Source organism: Paenibacillus sp. EKM206P (assembly GCF_011066155.1).
GTDB lineage: Bacteria > Bacillota > Bacilli > Paenibacillales > Paenibacillaceae > Paenibacillus > Paenibacillus polymyxa_D.
In genome coordinates this window covers 26440-41318 of record NZ_JAAMNQ010000012.1, presented here as the reverse complement: position 1 = coordinate 41318, position 14879 = coordinate 26440, and the positions used below count along the sequence as shown (strand labels likewise).

Genomic DNA, 14879 nt, shown 5'->3' with positions numbered 1-14879 from the left:
TTCATCATATTCAGTCTGTACAAAATATCATCATACTGGAAAAAGACCTCTTTTACAATAAAAGAAGCCAGACTTCGCCCAAATAAGGAAATTTAAGGCTGAAATGACGTTATAGCCGAACCAGACTATCTATTACTTGACCTCGCTTGCTTCTGCATGCTTTGCAATAATTCATGAATTTGCCTGTCTATCCAGCTTGTGAGCAAAGGATGCGGCAATAAAGGATCTCCCGAATAACGGTATTCGAGCCCCTGCAAGCGTTTAGGAATTATGTGACTTGTAAAATATCCCGAACTCAAAAATAGCGGCGCCACAATAACATCATGACCCCGATCCTGATTCCAGTACGCTGCCTTGTCGTACACACTCTCGGGATTTAGCAAAGCGTAGTCCGTGATGATACCACTCACGTTTTGCACCGTACGGGCCAACGAAGAAATCCCCTGCTCCCAGCGCTGAAAAAAGCCGTTATGCACACTGCCGTGACCTACGAGTAAAATAACCTCTCTCGCAGGGTCGGCTGATAGCGGGCGAACCTTGCCCCACACCATGTGAGCAACATCTTCTCCGTCATCCAGCGGGCTACCAAAATGCACTTGCGCTTTCAATCGAAACGGCTCCAAATCTGTTTCTTTGTCCGGCGCATCTTTGACACCCAGCGCATAGCTAATCTCATCTACATGCGTACTACCTGATGACACAAACAAAGGAATAACCAATATATCTGTTACACCCAAGGCTTCCAGACGGTCAATACCATTTTGAATCAATCTTTCTTTAACCGTTTCCAAAAATGAAACCTCTACCGGTATTTCTTCCGGCAAATGAAGCTTTGCAACTGCCTGATCCACCTGTTCTACCCAATATGGCTCCCTAGAGCCATGGCTGATGACCAGTATCCCAGGGCTCCGCATTAGCGTCCCAGACGTTCCAGAGTCATTTTGTATCCGTCATTACCGTAGTTCAGACAACGTTTAACACGTGAAATGGTAGCTGTACTGGCTCCTGTCTCTGCTTCAATCTGATTATATGTGCTGCCTTTGCCTAGCATACGGGCAACCTCTAGACGTTGGGAGAGGGATTGAATTTCGTTAATCGTGCACAGATCATCAAAAAACACATAGCATTCTTCCAAATTTTTAAGAGTTAAAATAGCTTCGAACAATTGATCAATACTTTTATCATTAAGCTTTTTAAGCTGCATGGATTATCATCTCCCAAGGTTACGATCTCTCCTCATTGTACCTGAGGAATAGTCAGTTTTTCAAGCATTAACGGTTTCACGCATTACAGAACAACATTATGATCATAGAAACATACCGTACGAATGCCCAAATCCGCTTTTATACCTGATTTCGGGACACGCGCCTAAACCCACTGTGCGTTTGTAACATACAGTAGAGTATCAACCTGCAAAGGAATGTGATCTCATGCCTGGACATTACTATCATCGGAGGGCGCAAACGCGTGCCATTTCCGATCCGTATAGTTCATCTCCTTATCCTGGACTCGATCCATACAGCGAGGTTCCGCAAGTCGATTCCTCCGCACTGGTTCCTTACGAGGCGCCAGCGAGTATAACAGACTCTGCCGTGGTTACGCCAGACCCCGCCCCTGCCAAAGGAGGACTGCTTGGCGGCCTTGGCAATCTTGGTAATCTCAACGATATTAAAGGTATTATTGACCGTATGGGCGGTATTGACGGGATTGTTGCTACGGTCGGCAAGGTACAAAAGATCATGTCTAGCGTGCAGCAATTTGCTCCGATGGCAAAACTGATTATGGGCTCGCTCCCAGCATTCAACAAAAACGCAAGCAAAAAATCTACAACGCAAATTACTGAGGAACTGGATGAATATACACCACCACGCCGACGCCGGAAAAAGACACAGCGCAAAAGTACCACTACCCCGCGCAGACGTCCGCGCAAACGCACAAGAAAGTAGACTATACTATTTGAACCAGCCTCGGCGCATAAACCAGACCACCATGGCAACACTCAACAAAAACATGAAGAACAGTACGCCAAAATATCCATATTTCCAGCCTAACTCGGGCATATTCGAAAAATTCATACCATAGATTCCTGCAATCAGCGTCAAGGGCATAAAAACAGTCGTAATTACGGTTAGCGTCTTCATAATTGAATTCATGCGATTGGAATTGAGCGATATATAACTGTCCCTCAGGTCGGCTGTCATCTCGCGGTCGGCCTCCAGCATGTCTGTCAGCTTCAATAAATGATCATATATATCGGTAAAATAAGCCATATGATCTCCTTGGCCCTGCACATGCTGCGAATTCAAAACTCGGTACATCAGATCACGCATAGGTACGATGGTACGGCGCAGCTTGAGCAGCCTGCCACGCAGGTCAAACACCTGCTTCATTAATTCCTCTACGGATTCGCGACCGCCCAAGCCCTCCAGCTCAGCCAATTCATCCTCAATCATAAAAAGGCTCGGAAAATAGTTATCTACCAGTTTGTCCATCACCGTGTAGGCTGCAGCCAGCGGTCCTCGCGACCATATTTTGCGTTCATTCGCATGCTGGACAATCCGCTCCCAGGCTTGATCCAGCTCCTCTAACTCATGATGGTGATATGTTACCAAAAAACGAGCGCTGATAAACATATCCACTTCTTCCGCAGCTAACGTATCTACATCGAGCGCATGCACGACCAGAAACTGCACATCCTCGTAATAATCCAATTTGGGACGTTGCAGAACATGCATACAATCCTCCACAGCCAATGGGTGAAAATGAAAATAACTTGTCAGCAGCTCCGTCTCGCGATCTGTAGGCTCGCTAAAATCTACCCACATCCATATGTAATCCTCCATGACGATCTGATCCAATGGTTTTCCCACTGTTACCTGATGATCATGACCTATAGCCAATGTACGTATCACCGTACGTCCCCCTCGCTTACACTTCCGTCTGATATGTCATTTATATTTTATATAAGCCAATCAGCATTATACAAATCTCAAGCTCTACATTCCCATACACTAAATAAGAAAAGGATATCTCCGGGTCAACAAGCCGTCCCAAGATATCCTTTATCCTCGTGCAGAGCAGTTCTTATCTTCAAAGCAAGCCTTCCACTTCAGAATTTTGCAAAATCCTCACTTATGAAAATAAACATCATAAGCCACTAAGCGGTCGGAGGCTTACCTCGCCCCTCGGCGCAGCAAGCACCGAGCTGCGTCGCGCCCTCTTCCCCTGCACCCACTCATTCAAAAGTGAGGCAGGCTCATGGCACGAAAAGGGCAATCAGCGAGCCGTAGCGTAGCGGTCCATTTGAATCTGGAGAAGCGGAGCGTTCGCCTTTGCCCCTGTATTTTAACCTTTTCATGTGTTATACAATCCAAAAAAATTCAGGGGCAACAGCGATCGAAAGATCAAATGGAACGCGGAGCGTCTTACAACGAGATCCCCGCCTACATCCACAAACCCTGCCTCACTTTTAATCCTCTTACAATACTTTTTCTAAGAAACTAATGGTCCGCTCGTTTTTCGGATTACCAAATACCTCTTGTGGCGTTCCTTCTTCTACGATGTAACCACCGTCCATAAAAACAACACGGTCGCTTACTTCGCGTGCAAAACCCATCTCATGCGTTACGATCATCATCGTCATGCCTTCACGCGCCAGATCATTCATTACGCCAAGCACTTCGCCCACCATTTCAGGATCGAGCGCCGAGGTCGGCTCGTCGAACAGCATAATGTCTGGGTTCATGGCCAGCGCACGTGCAATCGCCACACGCTGCTTCTGACCGCCGGAAAGCTGTCCTGGCAGTGCATCTGCCTTATCGGCCAACCCCACACGATCCAGCAGCTTCATGGCCGTTTCCCGGGCCTCTGCCTTAGACTGCTTCCCCAGTTCAGTCGGCGCGAACATAATGTTCTTAAGCACGGTCATATGCGGAAACAGATTGAAGTGCTGAAATACCATACCTATATTTTCACGAACTTTGTTAATGTCCACGTTTTTGTCACTCAAGTTGTAGTCATCGACAATGACCTCACCTGCGGTAATTTCTTCAAGCATGTTCATACAACGCAAAAACGTACTTTTTCCCGAACCAGAGGGGCCAATGACACACACAACTTCGCCTTCACGTACTTGCATGTCGATGCCCTTTAGCACTTGGTTACTACCATAGCTTTTTTTAAGATTTTTAACGATAATTTTACCCACGGCGAACTCTCCCTTCAAGACGGTTGGAAATTTTGGTCAGGACTGTAATGACGATAAGATACATCACCGCTACTACCAGCCAAATATCAAAGGATTGGAATGTCCGCGCAATAATGATCTTACCCGATTGGGTCAATTCGACCAGACCGATAACAGACAAAATGGACGTATCCTTCAACGTAATAACCAACTGATTGATAAACGACGGGATCATGATTTTCACAGCTTGTGGCAAAATGATTTTAAGCATAGCCGTCCGATAGGGTAGACCAAGCGAACGAGCTGCTTCCATTTGTCCCGGATCAATGGACTGAATACCACCACGGATAATCTCAGTTACATACGCACCCGCATTCAGGGATAGCGTCAATACAGCCGCAACAAAAAGTGGCATTTTGAAGTCCAGTGCCTGTGGAATACCAAAGTAAATAAAGAAAGCAAGCACGATCAGCGGAATACCGCGGAATATATCGACGAAAACAGTTGCAATACCACGGAACACCTTGTTATGGCTTACTTTCATAAAGCCAAACACCAAACCTAGGATAAAGGCTACGAGTAAAGATACAAGTGTGTACAACAACGTATTTCCCATGCCTTTAATCAGCGAAGGCAGCGAAGCGGAAATCAGCCCCCAGCGGCTGGTCTCTACAGGCGCCACACCTTTGCCCGATTCGCCAAGGTATTTAGCCAAAATCTTATCGTATTCCCCGCTATTACGCAGATTAACAAGCCCTGCATTAAATTTCTCCAGCAACTCCTTGTTTTTGCCTTGGTTAACAGCAAACCCGTAAGAAGCACCTTTTTCCTTATCTGTTACCAGCTTAAGGCCGTTATTCTGGTTTACACCGTATGCCAGTACCGGATAGTCATCAAAGCAGGCAACCGAATTACCTGTTTTAACTTCATCATACATTTGAGAAGAATCGTCGAACGGTACTGTAGTAAAGCCGTATTTGGCCTTAATGGACTCTGCGAATGTATAACCTTCCGTTCCTGTTTTGACAGCGACACGCTGCCCTTTCAAGTCCTCATAGCGTTTAACCGTATCATTATCCTTACGGACCGCCATGACGACGCCTGAATCAAAATAAGGCTCAGAAAAATCAAATTTCCGCTTGCGTTCATCGGTAATACTCATCCCGGCAATGACACCATCCACTTGATTCGTTTCAAGGGCCTGCACTGCCGCGTTAAAGCCAAGAGGCTTAATGGTATATTCAAAATTCTGATCCTTGGCAATAGCTGCCAGCAAATCCATATCAATTCCGACGAATTTACCATCTACATCTTCAAACTCAAAAGGCGCGAACGTTGTATCCGTGCCGATATCATACTTTGTTTTATTTTCTGCATGTGCCACTACACCGAAATTACCGGCCAGGGCAACCACAAAAAACAAACAAATGATAAGTGCTATTAGTTTTCTAGATTTTTGCATAATTTCCTCCAGTCAGTTGAACGGTTCAAAGTTTTCTGTTTATTTTACAGGAGTTATTAAAAATTGACTACTTTGATGTCAGGTATTTTTGAAAAACGTTTCATGGAACTATCTGGAGGTGTAAACTTTGAAGAAGCCGTTTTGCCCCAGAATGCCAATAAGCCCCTGCCGCAAAAAGCGGACGGAAGCTTATTGTGTGTTCTATAGTGTGTACCTATTTTTCAAGAAATAATAACGAACTAGAAAAGAATTTTGAAAATCAATCCAGATAACAGCGCAGCAATCGGTATCGTTATCACCCAAGTAATAATAATTCGACCGGCCAGCGACCAACGCACAGCGGAAAAACGCTTCGCAGAACCCACACCCAAAATAGCCGAAGTAATGGCATGAGTGGTACTTACGGGCAAATGAAGCAATGTAGCTGTGAAAATAACAGAGGCTCCCGAAATGTCGGCTGCAAATCCGTTAATTGGCTCGATTTTAAAAATCTTGGTTCCCATCGTCTTGATGATTTTCCAGCCCCCGATAGATGTACCTAGCGCCATGGCTGTTGCGGCTGAAATTTTTACCCACATGGGTACTTCCAAATGGTCCTGATACCCCGACGAAACGAGTGCGAATGTAATAATCCCCATCGCCTTTTGAGCATCATTCGTACCATGCGTGAACGACTGAAGCGCTGCTGTAATGACCTGCATTGTACGGAACCCTTTGTTCACCGTATGCGGACTACGATGAGCGAAGATGTATTTTAAAATCATCATCACGATGTAACCGACAACAAAAGCAATCAACGGGGAGAAAATAAGTCCTTCGACAATCCCGATGAAGCCGCTCCAGTTTAATTTTTCCGATCCTGCACCTACATACACCGCTCCAGCCAATGCACCAATCAATGCATGAGAAGAGGATGAAGGAATACCGAACCACCAGGTTAAGAGGTTCCAGATAATCGCAGCGATCAGCGTCGCAATGACGATATCAATTCCATTCGTAAGCTTGGTTGGATCAGCCACACTTCCACCAATCGTCTTCGCAACCCCTGTAAACAATATTGCCCCGAGAAAGTTCATGACCGCAGCCATAATAATCGCACGTCGCGGGGTCAATGCACGGGTCGATACCGAAGTTGCAATCGCGTTCGCCGTATCATGAAACCCATTAATAAAATCAAATGCCAGAGCAAGAAAAATAACAATACCCAATACCAGTAAACTTGTATCCATGTAAAAGGACTCCTTACGAGTTACGCATAATGATGGATTCCAGCATATTTGCAACATCCTCGCATGAATCCGTTGTCGTTTCAAGGCGTTCGTACAATTCTTTGCGTTTAATCAGTTCAATAGGGTCAGTTACAGTTGCAAACAGGTTTTTGATGCAAATACGCAACAATTCATCCCCCTGATTTTCCAAATCATTCAGACGAATAGTGTATTCACGAATGGCCAGCAATTTTTTCTGTGAAAGCAGATGTACAGCTTTCTGAATTTCGTAAGCTGATTGACGCAGAATATCAGCGAACTGCACAATATACTCGTCCGGCTCCGTAATGTTGTACATATAAAAACGGGAAGCCGTCGCTTCAAGACCGTCCAACACATCATCCATGGTTGTTGTCAGTTCCATGATGTCGTCGCGTTCCAACGGCGTAATGAAGGTCTTGTTCAGTTCAGTAATAATCGTGTGTGTGTAATCATCACACTTATTTTCATACTTCTTCATTTCATTTGTAAACAAAGTCACATCTTGAAGATTTGAAGTATGTTGGGCAAAATAATCGGCTGCTTGCACGATCGTATCTGCCATATTTTCCAACGTCTCGAAGAATATATCCTTTTTCTTCAATCTCATAACGATTACCCCTTTACGAAAATATCCGCAACCTGTTTCGACTGCAATAGACAACCTTTGCTATCTTATCACACTCATCAATGTTTTTGTAATGTTTGTAAAAGCAAATTTCATGATATACGTATACAGTGCCCGACATATAAGCTCATTATCCGACAATTTTTTCCTAAAAAGGTGTAATTCGTTTTCTAATTCACTTCTATGGTTACATGTTCCTTTAGTGGTGTATCTGCAGGCACCACATGTATATAGGATGTACCTGGCGTTAACGGAATTTCAACCCCATTCTTCATAAAACGAATCGCATCACCTGGCGTATGTTGCCACTCAGCCTGTATTAACTGTCCTTGTTGAAACACCATGGCCTCTCCGCTGCCGTCCAGTTCAACACTTAATCTGCCTACATCATCCAACGTTCGATGCCTGGTGCTCATCACAATGACATTGGCTGCTGAGAGCTGTTGGTTATTATTTTGATCCACATGTGACTTTTCGTTCACAAAACGCTTATATTGTTGATCCGCTGGATCATAGGTATAAGATACCCGGTAGCTTTTAAGCAAAAACCGGATTTGTAAAGATGTTGCAGTCTCGTCCACCATAACTGGGGTTTCGCCGGATTTAAGGTAAGTATATACTGGAACGTCCGTATGCGTAGCATACCCTTTACTATCGCTTCCTTTGCGCAGTCTATTCACGTCCGTGTATAGATTATGCGGAGGACGACGATCTTTGCTTCGCCAGAAGTATGCCCCTCCATTTGAAATCTCATCTAAATGTTCCTTCCGCTGCTGCTGTAAAATCGCATAGGCATCTGTGCTTCCCCCTGCGTGTATCGGCAACGCACCATAAGTTTCGCCCAGCTCAATCAAATACGGACGAATGCTACGGACCGGACCAACCTTTACATCTCCGCCATGACTTTGGAAAAAAGCGACCAGACGGGTAATTCCGCCTTCTGCAAGAACTTCATATACCATATCTGCCTGACTAAGTCCTGCCTGCGGACGTGCTGCTGGAGCATTGTTAATCATGACAGCGAGCGGTCGCTCCAAAACTGGCTGCTCCACCGGAAGACCGGTAAGCGGAGCTGTAAATGCCGGAGTAGACTGCTCCTTCGGCGGTTCAAGCGCCTCCTTCTCTGTTTTATGCTTGGTCGGTTGAGGAACGGGTTCAGTATCTCCCGTATTGGACATAGCAGAACAAGACATCAGCGTCATGCATAACAGAGCTGAGGCCATTACACGCAACCAATGATTTCGTTGGGAAATGGGCCCGGACAAGTTCATCCCTCCACTTCGTTATTTTTCTCATTATAAGCTTTATTTCCTGTTTTTGTCTTGATTGAAGCATGACCTCTCTATAGAATACTTATCTGAAGACATTAAAATTTTAAAAATATTCATACTTTGTGATTTTTATCACAAATAACTGTAACTGAACCTACTACAATAAAGGTGTAGCAAAGATGATCATCCCAACAAAATGAAATACAACCAACATTATAGATTAAGAAAGAGGAGTGGTTTGAATGTTTAATAGCTGGTTACGTGAGAACAAAGTCGCAATGTGGTTGCTGACTGTCGTACGGGTTTATCTAGGTTATGAATGGATGACTCACGGACTTGAAAAGCTGACAGGTGGATTCGATGCAGGCGGATTTATCTCGGGGGCCATTGCTAAAACAGGTGGAGACCATCCCGCTGTACAAGGCTGGTGGGGATCGTTCCTCGAAGCCTTTGCCCTGCCGAATGTAGGTTTGTTCAACGTCCTGATCCCGTTGGGTGAGTTCTTGGTCGGGGTTGGCCTGCTTCTCGGTACATTGACTACACTGGCTGCTTTGATGGCCATGGTTATGAACTTCTCGTTCCTGTTCTCGGGTACAGTAAGCACCAATGCAATCTACCTGCTGTTTGAAATCTTCCTCGTAGTTGCTGGCGCAAATGCCGGAAGAATTGGCTTTGACCGTTGGGTACTGCCCTTCCTGCGTGGACTGTTTGGTAAAAATAAAGATACCTTTCCAGCGGACCCTAGTCGAAAAATAGCTTAAACATCCCCCAAATAACCGTTATCCTCCGGGATAATGGTTATTTTTTTTGCGCTGTTATGCTCACAAGGAGGATTTTAGCTCCTCCTAACTCGGACTCTTTTATCGGATTCATTATCCTCCCCAAACGTTTACAAGTTGGATACAACATGGAATGCTCACGATACATTTACCCTATACACTACAGTTACATCAAAGAACGTAATGGAGGGTTATATCATGAAAAAAATCACCAAAGCCTATCTCATGCTCGCAGCAGTAACTTTCACAGTGCAGACTATGGGATCGGGATATACGGCATCAGCCCAAGCGGCGACGTCTACTACGACATCTCAGGCAGAAAGTGTACAACATATCTCCAAGGCCTTCGAGCAGCTACTAGGCCAACCCGGCAAGCTATCTCAGGCATTCACTTATTTGCAAAAGCATATTCAATCCATTCCAGCTTCTCAAGCTACCCTCATGGTGCTTCATCTGGAAAATGCACAGAACCAGCAATTGGATTCCTATGCACAGACCCTATACCCGACCTCTGTTCAAACCAAAATAAATCAAATCTATAAACCCGGTGATTCGTTCACAAATGTAATCAGCCGTACAAGCGATGCGAACCTGAAAAAGTTGCTAACTCAAACAAGAGATGCCGGCTACAAACTTGAAACCGCAGAAGGCATGTATTACCCAATCATCAACTATGAAAAATATAAAGTATTCGGGAAGCACACCACGGCAGATATCCGCAGCTATATTGACATCATGTCGATGGAATCCGGACAGGCTGCTACCAAAGATGCCGCGCTCCGTATCGGCTATCAACAGTTAGCCGGACGAGTGCTGGCACAGGAATTGTTTTTAAACCAATATCCACATTCCAATCGTACACAAGCTATAAAAAAATTGCACGATCTGTACTTTTTCTATACTTTCTACGGCACGAACAATACGCCATTATTCGATCATGATACCGGGAGGATTCATCCGTATGCCAAAAAAGGGTATCAATGGTTCGTTCAACGTAATATGGATTCGAAGAGCACCTATATTCAAAAGCTGAAAGCATTTATGACACTGTTGGATCAAAATGGAGATCAACGTACTTCGCAGGTATCCACTTGGCTAAAAAAGAACGTGCCTTCTAATTAATCGAAGACGCAAAAAACACAAAAGAACTTCCATTCCCACACAGCATGTGGATTCGGAAGTTCTTTTTTACATTTACGTATCACTTTCTTGACCAAAAGCCCAACAATTGAGACTCAGCGAGCCAAGGACATACGACTGAAAAAGCTTATGCGCGGAGCGCTCCTGATCCGCAGCCCCCATCGCATAAAACAAAGGTGAAAAATGCTCTATTCCATAAGAAGGTACCGCTTGTTTGGCATATGGAGCCTTCTTGTCATATTGGAATAAGTGACGTAAATTCCAATCTTGAAGCTGCTGTGCAATCCAGTCATCATATTGAACGGCCCAATCGGCTGGCTCACTCGTCTGCTTGAGTGTCCGCAAGTTGTGGACCAATCCGCCGCTACCGATAATCAAAATCCCTTGTTCTCGCAACGGCGCCAGCATCCGTCCAATCTCGTATTGCTCTTGAGGAGCGCGCCGAGAATCAATAGATAACGGTACGACCGGTATGTCCGCATCAGGATATATATGCCGCAAAACCACCCATGCTCCATGATCCAGTCCCCGGTTCCGAACCGGCTGGTGGAACAAGTTATGCTGACTGAACAGATGCTCTATCTCCTCATACAGCTTTGGATCGCCTGGTGCAGGGTAATCGATTGAGTACATTTCTTCAGGAAAGCCATAGAAATCGTGCAACGCTGCATGCTGATCATCCGCGCCAATACATTGATCGGGGCTATCCCAATGCGCGGAAAAAATGACAATTCCTTTGGGTCGGGGCAGGCTCGCGCCCAGCTTTGAAAGAAAGCTGGTATATGCGTTATTTTCTACAGCCAGTGTCGGTGAACCATGCGCAACAAAAATTGAGGGTAATGTCATCGCTGCCAACCTCCACACGCCAGTATAGTGTTACTCTTCCATTTTACTCCGGCGGAGGCGCAATTTCCAATACAATCCGTTACACACTGAAATCAGATCATCCAGTGCTGCCAATCACGTTGAATATTTTCCTGTTCATCCAGCCATTCAAGCGTCCGATCAATGAGCCGTTGCCGCTCTTTACCTGACGAGAAAGTGTGATCTCCCTGGAAAATAATCTCTTTATCACAGCGTCCCTCTGGGCGCATCCAGAATATCTTTTGAAACAGAAATGCATAATCGACAGGAATAATATCATCCGAGGTTCCATGAATGACGAGCACATCCCCGTTAAATTTAACGGCCTCCTGGAACGGCTGAAATTGAGCTAACGACTCAAAGTAAGCAGGCGTAAACTTATAGCCCAAATAATCGGCATGACCAGTTTTAACAGACTCATCGTACACGCTTCGCTCCGTAATTTTGACGATGTCATTGAACGGATAGCCCACTGCTGACCAAAGGACCAGATTTTGTACTCTCTTGTCCCGTACGGCTGTGAGAAGGGCAACCGCGCCCCCCAGACTGTGACCGATCAGCGTCACCTTGGTCGGGTCAATGTCCGCACAATTGACGGCGTAATCCAATACGGTACGTGTCTGATTAATCATGGACTCGAGCCCCTGCTTGCCGTATTCACCTGTGCTTTCCCCACAACCGGCAAAATCAAAGCGCAGGACAAAATATCCCCCTTCGGCCAGTTCACGCGCAGTCTTGACGAATAATCGATCTACGCCGATACGATTGCCTACAAAACCGTGACATATAACAACGAGGGGAACTCGTCTCTGACGCTCTCCCTCATTTGTACGGTTTGGATAATGAATTGTTGCGGCCAGCTCTTCATGTTCAAAACGAATTCCAATTTGCCGTTCCATCCTGATTCCCCCTGTTTCAAGCTTCACTACACATTTATGATTTCGAACTCATATAGTAACGTGGAATATCCATCCAGGATATTCATTTACTTTAATTCCGATAAGTTTAATAAGTTTTATAGTAAAGTCAGTCTATCATCGCCCTGCTTCCTTGTCAACCTGTCAGTTCACATCGTTAAAAAAGTAAACAAATAGCGCTCCCCGATGCGATTCCGGAGAACGCTATACTACACTTATGTGAGTGAATCCACTACATTTAAAAGTGACATTCGTTATTCGTAGCTGTTCCTGAACATTTGGTGGGTCTCCGTTCGTCCTTCCCACTGCAGTTTACAAGAGTCGCCGTTATGTTCATCCTCATGCCACAGGCTGCGGTAGTTCTGTGCACCTAGCTCACCTGCAAATTCTGTATCCTCAGCCACTTCGATATCGTCCACTATACGGTACGTTGGAGATGTTCCTTGAACGCTCCGGTGACTCACATTTGTAGACGAGGCCGCCCCGCTATTCCCATTCGAAGCGTTTCCCAGTCGTTTTTGGACTAAATAATCTGCCTGGTTCTCCAGTTTCATGATGCCACATCCTCTCAACGTTTATATTCAGGTTGCTCCACGTGCTCACCCTCTATCCAGTTTGAGGAGAATGCAACGGTAATATACATGCTATAGATAAAGTCTTTTGCCATCCGACGCTTCCTCACGTATACTGTCTTTGTTACGAAATGGCGGTTCCATCAGCTTGGAATACGCTCATAAAGCAGGAGGAAGCAATGAATAAAGCAAAAAATTATACGCTTATTGCATGGGTTGCCTTGTCCATGTTTTTTTTGACACAGGCGATTATCGGATGGTTTGTCACCTTTACAGGCGGAGATCTCAAACCCTTTGAAGAAATCAGCCTATCCACCCTTATCATCATCGCCGCAGGAGCCATTCTACTCGTTGAAGCCCTGATGAATTTTATGGATCGTCCCGAAGAAGGCGAGGAGATACAACATCCAAACCCCGCCCCCGTAAAGCCCCAGATGAATCTTAAATCCATCTTGATGTATGTTGTGTTAGTTGTCGTGATTCTTGTCGCCGGACTAGCGCTGCGCAGTGTACTGCCAGTATTCAGGATCTCACCTTGGGTAAATTTAATTCTCGCCGCCATCGGCTTTATTGGACTCAAACCGATTTTTCTGCGTAAAAAACGTTCATAGCCCGCAATTTTCATTATATGGAGCTGCCCCATTTTGGGTCATAGCAGCTCCTTTTCATTTCGATCAGGCAATCGACTTACAGCTGGGGTGTGCGCCAAAAAGCCGTATTCCTGGCCTGCAAGAAGCTGCATGGAGGAATACGGCTTGATATATTTTAGAACTTATTTGGAAAATAGTTGTTCTGCATTATCCAGAGCCATTTTGTGTCCCATTGCGGAATAGTCCAGCCAAGGCTGTCCGTCCAACATGTAGACATGCCCTTGCTTCACCGCTTTGAGACCTTGCCATACTGTGTTTCCTTCCAGCTGCTTGTATACCTTTTGGGCATCCGCGCCTTTACTGATGATAACAAGAATCGCATCGGCATCATAATCCGGTAAAACCTCTTGGGAAACCACCTGATAAGCCTTGTTGATCTTCTCCACACCCTTGGCTGGCTTCAAACCCAAGTCCTGATACAACAGCGGTCCTACCGGACGCTTCATCCCCATAACACGAACCTCTTTCGCCGTCACACGTACAGCCATAACCGTTCCGTCTCCAATTTTTGAATGAATCAGCTTTTTGACTCGTTCCCTCTGTGTATCATAGTCTTTTAGAAATGCGTCTGCCTGTGCTTCATGTTTGACCATAACGGCTATTTTTTTCAATTGATCTTTCCATGTGCCTTCATCCAGATCAAAAACTTCGGTCGGCGCAATTTTTTCAAACTTAGCCACATCGGTTCCCGAATATTTTTTGTCCAAGAAAATATGATCAGGTTGGAGCTCCAGTACCGCTTCCATATCCGGGTCCGTGACAACACCTAGCTTACGGGTACTTTGAAGACGATCTTTTACATGCGGTAGAAAATCCTTCACATCTCCGCCAATGACCGAACCAGCCGGAGTAATACCCAATGCCAGCAGGTTGTTCGTCAAATGAATAGACATCGAAGCAATACGCGAATCCGCACTAATAGTTGTCTGCGCACTGTCCGCCGCTTTCGTATCGGCAGTCTGTTTGTCGGCTGCTTGTCCGCAAGCAGATAGCATGATCATGCATACAACAAGAGTTGTGACTACCCATGAACGTTTAAAACCTGAACCCTCAAATTTGTGTTTTCTCATGTTTATTCTCTCCTATGCTATAGAACTCTACATTATAATGATCAATATAGAAGGCTTCTACTTAGTTATTAATTTCAGCGGGTTGTATCATTT

Annotated in this window: 17 protein-coding genes; 5 read left to right on the top strand and 12 right to left on the bottom strand. The window is 45.2% G+C overall.

Features of this window, described 5'->3' with window-relative positions:
• Window positions 1-125 precede the first annotated feature (125 nt).
• The gene (locus G9G53_RS20610; RefSeq protein WP_165149961.1) at window positions 126-914 is read right to left on the bottom strand and encodes a sirohydrochlorin chelatase; all 789 of its coding nucleotides are present in this window, start codon (window positions 912-914) and stop codon (window positions 126-128) included.
• Window positions 914-1204 carry a YerC/YecD family TrpR-related protein gene (locus G9G53_RS20605; RefSeq protein ID WP_007428885.1) on the bottom strand — a complete coding sequence of 97 codons (291 nt, stop codon included), beginning with the start codon at window positions 1202-1204 and terminating at the stop codon, window positions 914-916. The genes G9G53_RS20610 and G9G53_RS20605 overlap by 1 nt, the downstream gene beginning before the upstream one ends.
• A gap of 226 nt (window positions 1205-1430) precedes the next feature.
• Between G9G53_RS20605 and G9G53_RS20600 the strand changes: the two genes are divergently transcribed.
• The gene (locus G9G53_RS20600) at window positions 1431-1946 is read left to right on the top strand and encodes a tyrosine protein kinase (protein WP_165149959.1); all 516 of its coding nucleotides are present in this window, start codon (window positions 1431-1433) and stop codon (window positions 1944-1946) included.
• A gap of 6 nt (window positions 1947-1952) precedes the next feature.
• On the opposite strand, the gene corA is transcribed toward G9G53_RS20600, so the two are convergent.
• The 3 genes from corA to G9G53_RS20585 form a co-directional block, all read right to left on the bottom strand.
• A complete protein-coding gene (gene corA / locus G9G53_RS20595; RefSeq protein WP_029517120.1) occupies window positions 1953-2912 on the bottom strand; it encodes a magnesium/cobalt transporter CorA in 960 nt (319 codons plus the stop codon).
• 566 nt (window positions 2913-3478) lie between these two features.
• Window positions 3479-4207 carry an amino acid ABC transporter ATP-binding protein gene (locus G9G53_RS20590; RefSeq protein ID WP_029517121.1) on the bottom strand — a complete coding sequence of 243 codons (729 nt, stop codon included), beginning with the start codon at window positions 4205-4207 and terminating at the stop codon, window positions 3479-3481.
• Window positions 4200-5648: an amino acid ABC transporter substrate-binding protein/permease gene (locus tag G9G53_RS20585; RefSeq protein WP_029517122.1), complete on the bottom strand. Its 1449-nt coding sequence runs from the start codon at window positions 5646-5648 to the stop codon at window positions 4200-4202. The genes G9G53_RS20590 and G9G53_RS20585 overlap by 8 nt, the downstream gene beginning before the upstream one ends.
• A gap of 63 nt (window positions 5649-5711) precedes the next feature.
• Between G9G53_RS20585 and G9G53_RS20580 the strand changes: the two genes are divergently transcribed.
• Window positions 5712-5855 (top strand): hypothetical protein, encoded by a 144-nt coding sequence (locus G9G53_RS20580; RefSeq protein WP_155271710.1) that lies wholly within the window; start codon window positions 5712-5714, stop codon window positions 5853-5855.
• A gap of 32 nt (window positions 5856-5887) precedes the next feature.
• On the opposite strand, the gene G9G53_RS20575 is transcribed toward G9G53_RS20580, so the two are convergent.
• The 3 genes from G9G53_RS20575 to G9G53_RS20565 all read right to left on the bottom strand — a co-directional run bounded on the left by G9G53_RS20575 (window position 5888) and on the right by G9G53_RS20565 (window position 8788).
• Window positions 5888-6877: an inorganic phosphate transporter gene (locus tag G9G53_RS20575; protein WP_029517123.1), complete on the bottom strand. Its 990-nt coding sequence runs from the start codon at window positions 6875-6877 to the stop codon at window positions 5888-5890.
• A gap of 13 nt (window positions 6878-6890) precedes the next feature.
• Complete coding sequence (locus G9G53_RS20570) at window positions 6891-7505, bottom strand: DUF47 domain-containing protein (protein WP_007428879.1); 615 nt, start codon at window positions 7503-7505, stop codon at window positions 6891-6893.
• Between the two features lie 188 nt (window positions 7506-7693).
• The gene (locus G9G53_RS20565) at window positions 7694-8788 is read right to left on the bottom strand and encodes a DUF3048 domain-containing protein (protein ID WP_165149957.1); all 1095 of its coding nucleotides are present in this window, start codon (window positions 8786-8788) and stop codon (window positions 7694-7696) included.
• Between the two features lie 248 nt (window positions 8789-9036).
• Between G9G53_RS20565 and G9G53_RS20560 the strand changes: the two genes are divergently transcribed.
• Window positions 9037-9555: a DoxX family membrane protein gene (locus tag G9G53_RS20560; protein ID WP_029517125.1), complete on the top strand. Its 519-nt coding sequence runs from the start codon at window positions 9037-9039 to the stop codon at window positions 9553-9555.
• A 216-nt stretch (window positions 9556-9771) separates the two neighbouring features.
• Complete coding sequence (locus G9G53_RS20555) at window positions 9772-10695, top strand: hypothetical protein (RefSeq protein WP_165149955.1); 924 nt, start codon at window positions 9772-9774, stop codon at window positions 10693-10695.
• A gap of 72 nt (window positions 10696-10767) precedes the next feature.
• On the opposite strand, the gene G9G53_RS20550 is transcribed toward G9G53_RS20555, so the two are convergent.
• The 3 genes from G9G53_RS20550 to G9G53_RS20540 all read right to left on the bottom strand — a co-directional run bounded on the left by G9G53_RS20550 (window position 10768) and on the right by G9G53_RS20540 (window position 13048).
• A complete protein-coding gene (locus G9G53_RS20550; RefSeq protein ID WP_165149953.1) occupies window positions 10768-11559 on the bottom strand; it encodes a dioxygenase family protein in 792 nt (263 codons plus the stop codon).
• Window positions 11560-11651: 92 nt separating this feature from the next.
• Window positions 11652-12476 carry an alpha/beta hydrolase gene (locus tag G9G53_RS20545; RefSeq protein WP_029517128.1) on the bottom strand — a complete coding sequence of 275 codons (825 nt, stop codon included), beginning with the start codon at window positions 12474-12476 and terminating at the stop codon, window positions 11652-11654.
• Between the two features lie 272 nt (window positions 12477-12748).
• On the bottom strand, window positions 12749-13048 hold the full coding sequence (locus tag G9G53_RS20540) for a hypothetical protein (RefSeq protein WP_029517129.1): 300 nt from the start codon (window positions 13046-13048) through the stop codon (window positions 12749-12751).
• A gap of 197 nt (window positions 13049-13245) precedes the next feature.
• Here G9G53_RS20540 and G9G53_RS20535 point away from each other — a divergent pair, with 197 nt between their 5' ends.
• On the top strand, window positions 13246-13677 hold the full coding sequence (locus tag G9G53_RS20535; RefSeq protein WP_029517130.1) for a hypothetical protein: 432 nt from the start codon (window positions 13246-13248) through the stop codon (window positions 13675-13677).
• 161 nt (window positions 13678-13838) lie between these two features.
• On the opposite strand, the gene G9G53_RS20530 is transcribed toward G9G53_RS20535, so the two are convergent.
• Complete coding sequence (locus G9G53_RS20530) at window positions 13839-14786, bottom strand: ABC transporter substrate-binding protein (RefSeq protein ID WP_165149951.1); 948 nt, start codon at window positions 14784-14786, stop codon at window positions 13839-13841.
• Window positions 14787-14879: the final 93 nt, after the last annotated feature.

Bases quoted from the DNA above. Each gene is read 5' to 3' on its own strand.
- G9G53_RS20605 (WP_007428885.1), bottom strand. From the start codon at position 1,204: ATGCAGCTTAAAAAGCTTAATGATAAAAGTATTGATCAATTGTTCGAA.
- G9G53_RS20560 (WP_029517125.1), top strand. From the start codon at position 9,037: ATGTTTAATAGCTGGTTACGTGAGAACAAAGTCGCAATGTGGTTGCTG.
- G9G53_RS20575 (WP_029517123.1), bottom strand. From the start codon at position 6,877: ATGGATACAAGTTTACTGGTATTGGGTATTGTTATTTTTCTTGCTCTG.
- G9G53_RS20540 (WP_029517129.1), bottom strand. From the start codon at position 13,048: ATGAAACTGGAGAACCAGGCAGATTATTTAGTCCAAAAACGACTGGGA.
- G9G53_RS20570 (WP_007428879.1), bottom strand. From the start codon at position 7,505: ATGAGATTGAAGAAAAAGGATATATTCTTCGAGACGTTGGAAAATATG.
- G9G53_RS20530 (WP_165149951.1), bottom strand. From the start codon at position 14,786: ATGAGAAAACACAAATTTGAGGGTTCAGGTTTTAAACGTTCATGGGTA.
- G9G53_RS20600 (WP_165149959.1), top strand. From the start codon at position 1,431: ATGCCTGGACATTACTATCATCGGAGGGCGCAAACGCGTGCCATTTCC.
- G9G53_RS20535 (WP_029517130.1), top strand. From the start codon at position 13,246: ATGAATAAAGCAAAAAATTATACGCTTATTGCATGGGTTGCCTTGTCC.
- G9G53_RS20610 (WP_165149961.1), bottom strand. From the start codon at position 914: ATGCGGAGCCCTGGGATACTGGTCATCAGCCATGGCTCTAGGGAGCCA.
- G9G53_RS20555 (WP_165149955.1), top strand. From the start codon at position 9,772: ATGAAAAAAATCACCAAAGCCTATCTCATGCTCGCAGCAGTAACTTTC.
- G9G53_RS20545 (WP_029517128.1), bottom strand. From the start codon at position 12,476: ATGGAACGGCAAATTGGAATTCGTTTTGAACATGAAGAGCTGGCCGCA.
- G9G53_RS20550 (WP_165149953.1), bottom strand. From the start codon at position 11,559: ATGACATTACCCTCAATTTTTGTTGCGCATGGTTCACCGACACTGGCT.
- G9G53_RS20585 (WP_029517122.1), bottom strand. From the start codon at position 5,648: ATGCAAAAATCTAGAAAACTAATAGCACTTATCATTTGTTTGTTTTTT.